Source organism: Cupriavidus sp. 30B13 (assembly GCF_049059565.2).
In the GTDB taxonomy this organism is placed as follows: Bacteria; Pseudomonadota; Gammaproteobacteria; order Burkholderiales; family Burkholderiaceae; genus Cupriavidus.
This window is the reverse complement of sequence record NZ_CP188223.1, coordinates 1,541,124-1,553,112: the sequence shown is the minus strand read 5'-3', so window position 1 is coordinate 1,553,112 and position 11,989 is coordinate 1,541,124. Positions and strand designations below refer to the sequence as shown.

The 11,989-nt window shown below is 71.3% G+C and carries 8 protein-coding genes and 1 pseudogene; 1 reads left to right on the top strand and 8 read right to left on the bottom strand.

Going from position 1 to position 11,989, the window contains the following annotated elements:
- Positions 1-136: 136 nt before the first annotated feature.
- The 6 genes from ACKI2N_RS07240 to edd all read right to left on the bottom strand — a co-directional run bounded on the left by ACKI2N_RS07240 (position 137) and on the right by edd (position 7,367).
- Positions 137-958 (bottom strand): peptidase, encoded by an 822-nt coding sequence (locus ACKI2N_RS07240; protein WP_420992585.1) that lies wholly within the window; start codon positions 956-958, stop codon positions 137-139.
- Between the two features lie 140 nt (positions 959-1,098).
- On the bottom strand, positions 1,099-1,923 hold the full coding sequence (locus ACKI2N_RS07235; protein WP_420992586.1) for a transglutaminase family protein: 825 nt from the start codon (positions 1,921-1,923) through the stop codon (positions 1,099-1,101).
- Between the two features lie 33 nt (positions 1,924-1,956).
- The gene (locus ACKI2N_RS07230; protein ID WP_420992587.1) at positions 1,957-2,910 is read right to left on the bottom strand and encodes an alpha-E domain-containing protein; all 954 of its coding nucleotides are present in this window, start codon (positions 2,908-2,910) and stop codon (positions 1,957-1,959) included.
- 115 nt (positions 2,911-3,025) lie between these two features.
- On the bottom strand, positions 3,026-4,498 hold the full coding sequence (locus tag ACKI2N_RS07225; protein WP_420992588.1) for a circularly permuted type 2 ATP-grasp protein: 1,473 nt from the start codon (positions 4,496-4,498) through the stop codon (positions 3,026-3,028).
- Between the two features lie 287 nt (positions 4,499-4,785).
- Entirely contained in the window at positions 4,786-5,286 is a 501-nt protein-coding gene (locus ACKI2N_RS07220) for a gluconokinase (RefSeq protein WP_420992589.1), read from the bottom strand.
- Between the two features lie 194 nt (positions 5,287-5,480).
- Positions 5,481-7,367 carry a phosphogluconate dehydratase gene (gene edd, locus ACKI2N_RS07215; protein ID WP_420992590.1) on the bottom strand — a complete coding sequence of 629 codons (1,887 nt, stop codon included), beginning with the start codon at positions 7,365-7,367 and terminating at the stop codon, positions 5,481-5,483.
- A 294-nt stretch (positions 7,368-7,661) separates the two neighbouring features.
- On the opposite strand from edd, the gene ACKI2N_RS07210 reads away from it, so the two are divergent.
- Positions 7,662-8,660: a MurR/RpiR family transcriptional regulator gene (locus ACKI2N_RS07210; RefSeq protein WP_420992591.1), complete on the top strand. Its 999-nt coding sequence runs from the start codon at positions 7,662-7,664 to the stop codon at positions 8,658-8,660.
- A 70-nt stretch (positions 8,661-8,730) separates the two neighbouring features.
- Here ACKI2N_RS07210 and ACKI2N_RS07205 read toward each other — a convergent pair.
- Both ACKI2N_RS07205 and ACKI2N_RS07200 read right to left on the bottom strand, forming a co-directional pair.
- Positions 8,731-11,016: pseudogene (locus tag ACKI2N_RS07205) on the bottom strand (DNA internalization-related competence protein ComEC/Rec2); the annotation flags it as partial.
- Between the two features lie 62 nt (positions 11,017-11,078).
- Complete coding sequence (locus tag ACKI2N_RS07200) at positions 11,079-11,972, bottom strand: TatD family hydrolase (RefSeq protein WP_420992592.1); 894 nt, start codon at positions 11,970-11,972, stop codon at positions 11,079-11,081.
- Positions 11,973-11,989 lie beyond the last annotated feature (17 nt).

Sequence of the window (11,989 nt, the reverse complement as noted above, 5' to 3'; positions counted from 1 at the left end):
TCGGGATTATACATGAGCAGCCGCCTGCTGCACCGCCGCATTTGTGACAAGCGGCCCGCCGCACGCCCCTTCCCAGGGCCCTCCCCCGCACCGGCTGCACGTTGCGGCGCATGCGCCGCTTGCCCCCTGCGGCCCGTCAGCCGCGCCCGCCGCTGCGCTCGCGCTTGGCGCGCACGGGCTGGCCCCAGCGGTCGCCCTCGCCCTGGCGCGCCAGCGGAAACTCGGCCGGCGCCGCGGCATCCCATTCGGGGTCGTGGATCTCGCCGAACACTTGGCGCAGGCGCTGGCCCCAGGTGTCGCGGATCATGCGGAAGTACGCGTTCTTGTCGTCGATATTGACGAAGCGGCTCACCCGCAGCGAGTCGGCCTCGTAGACCAGCAGGTCCAGCGGCAGGCCCACCGAGATATTCGACTTGAGCGTGGAGTCCATCGAGATCAGCGCGCACTTGGCGGCCTCGCCCAGCGGCAGCGACGGCTCCACCACGCGGTCGATGATCGGCTTGCCGTACTTGGCCTCGCCGATCTGGAAATAGCAGTTCTCGGGCGTGGCCTCGACGAAGTTGCCGGCCGCGTACACATTGAACAGGCGCACCCGCTCGCCGCGGATCTGCCCGCCGAAGATCAGGCTCACGTTGAACTCGATGCCGGCTTCGCGCAGCGCGTGGGCATCGTGCTTGTGCACCTGCCGCACCGCGTCGCCGACGATGGTGGCGGCCTCGAACATGTCGCGCGCGGTCCACAGCGAGCGCTTCTCGTCGCGCCCCTCGGCCAGCACCTGCCGCACGGACTGGCTGATGGCCAGGTTGCCGGCGGTCAGCAGCACCATGACGCGGTCGCCCGGCTCCTCGAACACGGTCATCTTGCGCGCGCTGGAGATCGCGTCGACGCCGGCGTTGGTGCGGGAGTCGGAGAGAAACACCAGGCCGGCGTCGAGCCGCATGGCAACACAGTACGTCATGGTTTTGTCTTGTTATGGTGCATGCCCGGCCCCGGCACGCCACCGGCGCGGGGCCACATCAATGCCGCATTCTAGCGCCGCCGCACCGCCATCGGAACCGGCGCGCGCGCCCGTGCGTGGTGCCCCATGCACCACCGCGTTCACCGTTCCGGTGCAATGGCGATCTCGACCGCCATCTGCTCGCCGCTGCCGCCCTGGCGCACGCCGCGCACCGGCGCGGCCATGCGGTAGTCGCGCCCCACCGCCAGGCGCACGTGGCGCGCGTCGCTCAGGCAGCGGTGGGTCACGTCGACGCTGCACCACAATTCCTGGCCGGCATCCACGCAGATGTCGGCCCAGGCATGGCCGGCCAGCGCGGCGGCGGCCGGATCGTAGAAATAGCCGCTGACGTAGCGCGCCGGCACACCCAGCGCGCGGCAGCACGCCACCATCACCTGGGCCTGGTCCTGGCACACGCCGCCGCCCAGCGCGAACGCCTCGCCGGCCGAGGTACCCACATCGGTGCAGTCCGGCGCATAGCGCACGCGCCGCGCGATGCCGTCGGCCAGCGCCAGCAGCGCCGGTACTTCATGCCCTGCCGCGAGGTAAGGCGCGGCAAAGCGGACCATCTCGGGCGGCGCCGCGGTCAGCGGCGTGCCGCCCAGGTAGTACAGCGGCGACACGCGCGCCTCGCCGGCCGGCGGCGCGTCGCAGAACAGCGGCGTGCCGCCGGCCGCGGGCGGCGTCACTTCCACCACGCCGCTGGCCTCGATCACCAGCGTATGCGCTGGACCGGCCACGGTAAAGCTGTGCACGATGTTGCCGAAACCGTCGCGCGCCTCCGACAGGTTGCCGGGCGCCGACACGCGCCATTGCCGCACCGTCTGCAGCGGCCCCGAGCGCGGCGCCAGGCGCAGTTCGTGCACGCTGCGGCGCAGCGGCTCGGTGTAGCGGTAGACGGTCTTGTGACGGATCTTGTATTTCACGATGTGGCGAGGCCGGCGCGACCACCACGCGGTTCAGGCAGCCAGCAGCGGCACGAGGAAATCCCGGCTGATGCCGTTGCCGAGGTCGCCGATGCGCTCCAGGAAACTGGTCAGGTAAGCGTGCAGGCCGACCGCGAAGATGTCGTCGATGCGCGCGTATTTCAGATCGGCGTGGAGTTTACCAGCCTGCCGCTCGGTCTCCGAGGAATGGTGGTTGCCCACCAGCGCCAGGATCGCCACCACCTCGTCCATGCTCGACACCAGCGAGCGCGGCATGTCCGGGCGCAGCACCAGCAGCTCGGCCACGCGCTCCGGCGTGATCACCGTGCGGTAGATCTTGCGGTAGACCTCGAAGCCCGACACCGAGCGCAGCACCGCCGCCCAGTGGTAGAAATCGTTGGCATCGCGGTTGGGATCGCTGTCGTCGACGGTGCTGGCCTGGAACTTGACGTCGAGGATCCGCGCGGTATTGTCGGCGCGCTCGAGGAAGGTGCCCAGCCGCATGAAGTGGAAGGCGTCGTCCTTGAGCATGGTGCCGAACTGCACGCCGCGCGCCAGGTGCGAGCGGAACTTGACCCACTCGAAGAACTGCGCCGGGTCTTCGCGCAGCACGCCGTCGGCGATCATGCGCTGCACTTCCAGCCACGTGGTGTTGATGGTTTCCCACACCTCGGTGGTGAGCGAGCCGCGCACCGCGCGCGCATTCTCGCGCGCCGCGCGCAGGCAGCTCATGATCGACGACGCGTTGGTCATGTCGCGCACCATGAAGTCGATCACGTCGTCGCGCGTGAGCAGCCCGTACTTGTGGTCGAACACGGTGGTCAGCTCGGAAATGTCGAGCATCGCCCACCAGCCCTGCTCCGCCACTTCCGCCGATTGCGGCAGCAGCGAAGTCTGGTAATTCACGTCGAGCATGCGCGCGGTATTTTCCGCGCGTTCGGTATAGCGCGCCATCCAGAACAGATGGTCGGCGGTGCGGCTTAGCATGGTCGGTCCCCTCGTACTGCGCTCGTACTGCGCGGTTCGTCCTCGCCGGCCGCATGGGCGGCGGCGGCGCGGTCATCTCAAGCATTTCATTGCGCGCGCCCGGGCGCGCCGGCGCTCAGCGCTCCAGCACCCAGGTGTCCTTGGTGCCGCCGCCCTGCGACGAATTGACCACCAGCGAGCCCTCGCGCAAGGCCACGCGCGTGAGCCCGCCGGGCACCATGCGCACATCCTTGCCGGACAGCACGAACGGCCGCAGGTCGATGTGGCGCGGCGCGATGCCGGACTCCACGTAGGTCGGGCAGGTCGACAGCGCCAGCGTGGGCTGGGCGATGTACTGCTCGGGGCGCGCGCGCACCACCTCGCGGAAGGTGTCGATCTCCGCGCGCGTGGCGGCCGGCCCCACCAGCATGCCGTAGCCGCCGGCGCCGTGGGTTTCCTTGACCACCAGCTGGTCCATGTGGTCGAGCACGTACTGCAGGTCGTCCGGGCGCCGGCACATATAGGTCGGCACGTTGTTGAGGATCGCCTCTTCGCCGAGGTAGAAGCGGATCATGTCCGGCACGTACGGATAGATCGACTTGTCGTCGGCCACGCCGGTGCCGATGGCATTGCAGATGGTCACGTTGCCGGCGCGGTAGACCGACAGCAGCCCCGCCGCGCCGAGCGTGGAGTCGGGACGGAACACCAGCGGGTCGAGGAAGTCGTCGTCGACGCGGCGGTAGATCACGTCGATGCGCTGCGGCCCCTGCGTGGTGCGCATGTAGAGGTGCTCGTCCTGCACGAACAGGTCGCTGCCCTCGACCAGCTCCACGCCCATCTGCTGCGCGAGGAACGCGTGCTCGAAATAGGCGGAGTTGTACATGCCGGGCGTGAGCACCACCACGGTCGGGTCGGCAATGCTCTGCGGCGACACGCCGCGCAGCATGTCGAGCAGCAGGTCGGGATAGTGGGCCACCGGCGCCACGCGGTTGCGCGCGAACAGGTCCGGGAACAGCCGCATCATCATCTTGCGGTTTTCCAGCATGTAGGACACGCCCGAGGGCACGCGCAGGTTGTCTTCCAGCACGTAGAACTCGCCCTCGCCCGCGCGCACCACGTCGATGCCGGCCACATGGGCATAGATGTCGCGCGGCACGTCGATGCCGAGCATCTCGGGCCGGTACTGGGCGTTGTTGTAGATCTGGTCGGGCGGGATCACGCCCGCGCGGATGATGTCCTGGCCGTGGTAGATGTCGTGGATGAAGCGGTTCAGCGCCGACACGCGCTGGCGCAGGCCGCGCTCCAGCGTGGCCCATTCGCTGGCCGGAAAGATGCGTGGAATGACGTCGAACGGAATGGTCCGCTCGGTGCCGCTGTTGGACTCGTCCTTCTCGCCGTAGACGGCGAAGGTGATGCCCACGCGTCGGAAGATCAGGTCCGCTTCCGCGCGCTTGTTGCCCATGGTCCCTTCGGACTGCCGCGCCAGCCAGTCCGCGAACTGCTTGTAGTGCCCGCGCACCGCGCCTGCCGGCAGGGCTTGCCCCGCGTGGATTGCTGCTGCCACGCCATCTTGCCAATCGAGCATCTCGTCGAAAAACCGCGCCGCCATGATGGCCGTTCCCCCATGATTTGGGCGCCGCTCAAACTGCCGGCGATCCCGTTTTGATTGGCTTGTTCTTCCCGGCACAGCATTTCGAGGCCACCACCCGGGGCCCGGCGGTCAAAGGCCGCGGGCCATGCGTCGAAGTGCTGTCCTAAGTGGGATGATACCCATGGCCGCGAAAGCCGCAAGCAGCAAGCGTCCGCGCCATCGGAAAGGAATGTAGCAAGATGTCTGCCAGCCCGCGTGCGCGCAGGGGGAAACGCACCCGGGCGGGCCGGCTCGGCAGCGCCCGCTCAGCGCGCCGCGGCGGCGGCGGGGACCGCGGCCAGGATGCGCTGCACCAGCGCCTCGGGCGGCTGGCGGATGTCGAGCACCAGCGCGTCGCTCGGCTCTTCCAGCGTTTCGAACTGGCTCTGCAGCAGGGCCGGGTTGAAGAAGTGGTCACTGCGCTCGGACAGGCGCCCGCCGATCACGGCGGCGTCGCCCTTCATGTAGACGAAGGTCACGCCGCCATCGGGCGGGGTCAGGCGGTCGCGGTAGACCTGGCGCAGCGCGGAGCAGGTAAACACGTGGGTGCGGCCCTCGGCGCGGGCCGTGTCGATGGCCGCGCGCAGGGCGCCCAGCCAGGGCCAGCGGTCTTCGTCGGTCAGCGGGATGCCGTTGTGCATCTTCTCCTTGTTGGCCGCGCTGTGGAATTCATCGGCATCGTTGAAGCCGCAATGCAGGGTGTTGGCCAGCAGTTGGCCGACAGTGGTCTTTCCGCTGCCGGAAACGCCCATCAGGATATAGATCATGTCTGCTCCAGCGATCGTGGTCGGATGGTTTTCCCATCCTTGTCGGTAGTCCCCGCGCCGCGCGCCGGACGGTTCTTCGGAAAAACCGCGCGGCCATGCAGCCATGACAGGGCCTGGCATGCACCGGCTCGGGGTGCCCGCCCGCCGGGCGGCGGGCGGGGTCAGAAAAAAGAGAAAACCGGGTTGGGCGCGGCCTATTGTGCGACGGCCGCGGCGGTTTGCACAGCGCCGGGGGCATCGGCCTCGGACAGGTCCAGCGCGCTGCCGCCCTCCTCCGCGGTCCGCGCATGGCGGCGGAACAGGCCGAACAGGCCGCGGCCGACGCTGAAGCGGGCGAAATCGTCGTCCGGCGACGGCGCCGGCGCGCGCGCCGCCAGCCCGGACCCGCCGTCGGCGCCGCCCAGCCATTCCAGCGTGCCGGCCACGGCGTCCACGCGGATGCGGTCGCCGTCGCGCACGCGCGCCAGCGGCCCGCCCGAAAGTGCTTCCGGACCCACATGAATGACGGCCGGCACCTTGCCGGACGCGCCCGACATGCGGCCGTCGGTCACCAGCGCCACCTTGTGCCCGGCATCCTGCAGCGAGCCGAGCACCGGCGTGAGGCGGTGCAGCTCCGGCATGCCGTTGGCGTTGGGACCCTGGAAACGCACCACCGCGACCACGTCGCCGGTCAGCTCGCCGGCCTCGAAGGCGGCCTGCAGGCCTTCCTGCGAATCGAACACGCGCGCCGGCGCTTCCACCACGCGGTGCTCCGGCGCCACCGCCGACACCTTGATCATGCCGCGGCCGAGATTGCCGCGCAGCAGGCGCAGGCCGCCTTCGGGCGAGAACGGCTCGGCGGCGCTGGCCAGCACCGCGGCGTCGCCGCTGGCGGCGGGACCGTCGCGCCAGCGCAGCACGCCGTCGGTCATCACCGGCTCCTGCGTGTAGCGCGCCAGCCCGCGCCCGGCCACGGTTTCCACGTCTTCGTGCAGCAGCCCGGCTTCGAGCAGCTGGCGGATCACGTAGGCCACGCCGCCGGCCGCGTGGAAATGGTTGACGTCGGCCGAGCCGTTGGGATAGACCCGCGCCAGCAGCGGCGTGATGCGCGACAGGCGGTCGAAATCGTCCCAGTCGATCACGATCCCGGCCGCGCGCGCCATCGCCACCAGGTGGATGGTGTGGTTGGTCGAGCCGCCGGTGGCCAGCAGGCCGACGATGGCGTTGATCACGGCGCGCTCGTCGACGATGCGCGCCAGCGGCAGGTAGCCGGGGCCGCGCGCGGTGAGCGCCAGCGCGCGCTGCGCGGCCGCCGCGGTGAGCGCGTCGCGCAGGCCGCTGTCCGGGTGGACGAAGGCGGCGCCCGGCATATGCAGGCCCATGATCTCCATCAGGAACTGGTTGCTGTTGGCGGTGCCGTAGAAGGTGCAGGTGCCGGCGCCGTGATAAGCCTCGCATTCCGCTTCCAGCAGCGCTTCGCGGCCGACCTGGCCGGTCGCGTAGAGCTGGCGCACGCGCGCCTTTTCCTTGTTGGACAGCCCCGTGGCCATCGGCCCGGCCGGCACGAACACCACCGGCAGGTGGCCGAACTGCAGCGCGCCCATCAGCAGCCCTGGCACGATCTTGTCGCACACGCCCAGCATCACCGCGGCATCGAAGGTGTTGTGCGACAGCGAGACCGCGGTGGCCATGGCGATGGCGTCGCGCGAGAACAGCGACAGCTCCATGCCCGGGTTGCCCTGCGTGATGCCGTCGCACATCGCCGGCACCCCGCCCGCCACCTGCGCCACCGCGCCCACCGCGCGCGCGGCCTCGCGGATCACGCCGGGATAGCGCTCGTAGGGCTGGTGGGCGGACAGCATGTCGTTGTAGGCCGTGACGATGCCCAGGTTGGCGGCATGCTCGACGCGCAGCTTGAGCTTGTCATGCGCCGGCAGCGCGGCGAGGCCGTGCGCCAGGTTGGCGCAGGACAGCCCGCGCAGCGGCCCCAGCTCTTGCTGGGCGCGCTCGCAGCGCGCCAGGTAGGCGGCGCGGCTGCGCTGGCTGCGCGCGGCCACGCGCGCGGTGACTGCCTGCACTTCGGAATGGAGGGCTTGCGACATTCGTGGGAGTTCCTGGTGGAGTGTCCGGTGATTCCGTGAACGCATTTTTATGTAGATTTTCTACATTATATCGAAAGACTTCCGGAAAGCATCTTGCACGTGCGTCACAAAGCGCCGAAAGAACGGCATGTTTTGGCTCCATAGGTGAAATCCCTAGCCATCCACGGCAGCGGCGCCAAGCGAATTCCAAGGCGAATTCTGTAGAATATCTACATTCCCAATCGAACCCCAAGCCCACGAGACCCCGGCAGCCATGTCCGGCACGCGCGGGCACGAGAGATCCCGCCTGCCGACATGCGCGACCGAATCCTTGCCGTCTACGACACGCTCCGCCCTTCCGAACGCCGCCTGGCCGACTACGTGGCGCGCCACGGCGCCAGCGTGATCCGCCTGTCCATGCCCGAGCTGGCCGAGCGCGCCGGCGTGTCCCAGCCCACCATCGCGCGCTTCTGCGCCGCGCTGGGCTACGACGGCTTCCGCGAGTTCAAGCTGCAGTTCGCGCAGAACGTGGGCGGCGGCACGCCCTTCGTGCACCAGGACGTCAAGGCCGAAGACCGCCCCGCCGACATCGCCGGCAAGGTGTTCGACCGCACCATCGCCACGCTGATGACGGTGCGCAACGCGCTCTCGGCCGACCAGATCGAGCACGGCATCAGGCTGCTTGCCGCCGCGCACCGCATCGAGTTCTACGGCTGCGGCAACTCGGGCATCGTGGCGCTGGACATCCAGCACAAGTTCTTCCGCCTCGGCATCCCCACCACCGCGTATTCGGACTCGCACGTGTTCAGCATGTCCGCCGCGCTGCTCGGCCCCGGCGACGTGGCCGTGCTGGTGTCCAACAGCGGGCGCACCTGGGACATGCTGGCCGCCGCCACGCTGGCGCGCGCCAGCGGCGCCAGCGTGCTGGCGCTGACGCACAGCGGCTCGCCGCTGGCCAAGCTGGCCGACGTCTGCGTGTTCTCCGACGTGGAAGAAGACAGCGAGGTCTACACGCCGATGACCTCGCGCATCTGCCACCTGGTGCTGGGCGACGTGCTGGCCGCCGGCGTGGCGCTCGAGCGCGCCGACATCGTGTCCGCCGGCCTGCAGCGCGCCAAGGCCCACCTGCGCGAGCGCCGCATCGCGCAGGCCGAGCCGGCCCAGGTCAAGGGGGCCCAGGCCGGGGCCCGGGCGCAGGCAGAGGCGAAAACACAGGTGAAGGCACAGGCGAAGGCACAGGCGGCGCCGCGCGCCAGTAGCGCCGCTCGTGCTGCCGGTAAGCCTGCAGCGCGTAAGCCGCGCCGCGCGTCGTGAGCTGGACCGCGCCGGTTTCGTCGCTGCGGTAGCGCGCGATCTCGCGCGACGCGTAGCGCGCCCACACGTCGGCGCGCGGATGCCGGTAGCGGTTGCGGTAGCCGAGCTGGAACAGCGCCAGCTCCGGCGACACCACCGCCAGGAACGACGCGCTCGACGAAGTGCCGCTGCCGTGATGCGGCACCTGCAGGAAGTCGGCTCGGAGGTCGTGCGCCGGCAGACGGTCCAGCAAGGCGGCCTCGTCGCGCCGGCCGATGTCGCCGGTCAGCAGCAGGCTGCGCGCGCTGCCCGTCACCTTCAGCACGCACGAGCGCGCATTGCTGTCGAGCGCGGCCTTGCCGGCCGCCTCCGGCAGCGGATGCAGCATCGCGAACGTCACGCCGTCCCATTGCCACCGCTGCCCCGCCGCGCACGGCCGGATTGCCGGCGCCGCGGCGCCGTCGGGCGGCGCCAGCAACGGATGCCCGGCCGGCGCCGCGGTCAGCAGGTCCCGCACCGGCAGCGCGGCCATCACGTCGCGCGCGCCGCCGGCATGGTCGGCGTCTTCATGGCTGATCACCAGGCGGTCGAGCGCACGCACGCCGGCGCCGCGCAGGTAGGGCGCGATCACGCGCGCGCCGGCGCTGTTGCCGGGCTGGGCCGCGCCGGCGCCCCAGCCATAAGCCGGCCCGGCGTCGTAGAGCAGCACGTGCGAGCGCGTTTCCACCAGCACCGCCGTGCCCTGCCCGATATCGAGCGCGGTGGCGCGGAACTCGCCGGGCGCCACCGGCTGCCGCCCGGCCACCACCATCGGCAGCAGCAATGCCGCGCCGTGCAGGCGCGCGCGCGGCCCGCAGCGCAGCGGGGCCAGCAACAGCAGCGCGCCGAGCGTGGCCAGCGCGCACGCCAGCGGGCCGGCGCGCGCCGCCTGCCAGACCGCCCACGGCGGCGCCGCCATCGCTGCGAGCGCGGCCGCCAGCCAGTCCAGCAGCAGGTGGGCCGGCGCCAGCAGCCAGCCCGCCATCGGCGCCGGCATGGCAGACGCCACCAAGGCCAGCGGCGTCACCAGCAGGCTGATCAGCGGGATCGCCACCGCGTTGGCCAGCGGCGAGATCACGGACACCTGCTGGAACAGCAGCAAGGTCAGCGGCACCAGCCCGATGGTCACCACCCACTGCGTGCGCGCGCCCTGCGCCAGCGCGTGGCGCAGCCGCTGCCAGCGGGAAGCGCCGGGCCCGCGCGGCGGCGCGGCGGCGGCCAGGAAGATGACGCCCACCGCGCCGAACGAAAGCCAGAAGCCCGGCGACAGGACCGCCCACGGATCGAGCGCGACCGCCACGAAGGCGGCCCAGGCCAGCACCAGCGAGGCCGGCGGCGCGCGGCCGCTCCATAGCGCCAGCGCGGCCACCGCCAGCATCGACACGGTGCGCTGCGCCGGCACCTGCATGCCCGCCAGCAGGCCGTAGGAGAAGGCCGCCAGCACCGCCGCCACCAGCGCCGCGCGCCGAGCCGGCCAGCGCAGCGGCAAGGGCCGGCGCAGCCGGCGGCCCAGGCCGAAGGAATGCCGCCACAGCCAGTGGACCAGCGCCGAGCAAAGGCCCGAGATCATGGTGATGTGCAGCCCGGAGATGCTGATCAGGTGGCCGATGCCGGTGCGCGTGAACAAGATCCAGTCCTGCGGCCGGATGCCGCGCTGGTCGCCCACCACCAGCGCCGCCAGCACCGGGGCGAAGCGCGCGCCGGCGGGCAGGCTGGCGAGCACGTGGTCGCGCACGCGCGCGCGCCAGCGCGCGATCCGCCATTCCAGGCGGTCGCCCACGGCCTCGAACGGCGGCCCGCGCTCGGCGCGCACATAGCCGGTGGCGCCGAGCCCGGCGGCCAGCAGCCAGAATTCGTAGTCGAAGCCATGCGGGTTGGCCAGCCCGTGCGGCCGCGCCAGGCGCAGCGCGAAGACACGCCGCTGGCCGGGCAGCAGGTCCTGCGGCGCGTCCTCCCAGCCGAGCACCACGCGCGGCGGCAACCGCCGTGCGGCGGCCTGGTCGGGCGCGAACTCGAAACGCTGGCCGCGCGAGGCCGGCGCGGGCAGCCCCGCGACCACGCCGCTCACGACCAGGTCGATGCCTTCGAGCGCCGGCGCCAGCCGCTCGCCGAGCCGCGCCTCCGCGCGCCAGGCCGACCAGCCGAAACCGGCCAGCGCGGAGAACGCCAACAGGGCCACGCGCGCCCAGGCCGGATGCCGGTCCCGCAGGAGAACCGCGACAAGCGCCGCCAGCAGACCCGCCGCGGCCAGCGCCCAGGCGGCCGCGCGGCCGGGCAGCGCGCCCTGCTGCTGCAGCCACCAGCTTCCCGCCACGAAGGCGGCCAGGACGAGACGCATGCCGGCTCCCGGACGGTTTCACAAGCGTCCGTTTATACGGCCGGCGGGCGGCGGAAAACGTGTCAGGAAGAAACGGGAAGGTTGCCGTTTGTGTCGGCGAGCGTGGCGGCGGAGGCGGAGGCGGCGGCGGCGGCCGGGAACATGACGGCCTCGAACGCCGCCAGGCGCGGCAACGCGGCCACCGAGTTGTGCCACATCGCCTGCGCCAGCGCCGGCGCGCCGATGCCGCGCAGCTCGCCCAGCGCCCGCGCCACGCCGGCCGTTTCGGCGGGCGTGTTGCGCGCCTTGTGCTGCTCGCCGAACTGGTCGTCGGACAGCCAGGCCGGCGCGATGTCGGGCGCGTCGGTCTCCAGCACGATGGCCTCCAGCGGCAGTTCCTGCGCCAGGCGCCGGATCTGCCTGGCGCGGCTGAAGGTCATGTTGCCGCCGAAGCCCAGCTTCAGGCCCTGGTCGGTGAAGCCGCGCGCCTGCTGCAGGCTGCCGTTGAAGGCGTGGGCGATGCCCTGGCGCACCCCCGCGCGGCGCAGCTGGGCCGCCACCTGGTCCTGCGACTTGCGCACGTGCAGCAGCACCGGCAGGTCGAACTCGCGCGCGAGCTTGAGCTGCTCGGCGTAGATCCAGGCCTGGTGCTGCGCGTCGAGCCCGGGCACGAAGAAATCGAGGCCGATCTCGCCGATGCCGACGAAGCGCGGATCGTCCAGCGACGCCGCCACTTCGCGCCGCAGCGCGTCGAGATCGGCCTGCCCGGCACCCGGCGTATAGAGCGGATGGATGCCGAGCGCATACACGCAGCCGGCGTGGCGCCGCGCCAGCGCTCGCACCGCGGCGAAGTTCGACACGGCCACCGCCGGCAGCACGATGCCGCTCACGCCCGCCGCCGTGGCGGCGGCGGTGACCGCGTCGCGGTCGGCGTCGAATTCGGCGGCGTCGAGATGGCAGTGGGTGTCGATCCACATGGGCGGCGTCCCGGCCT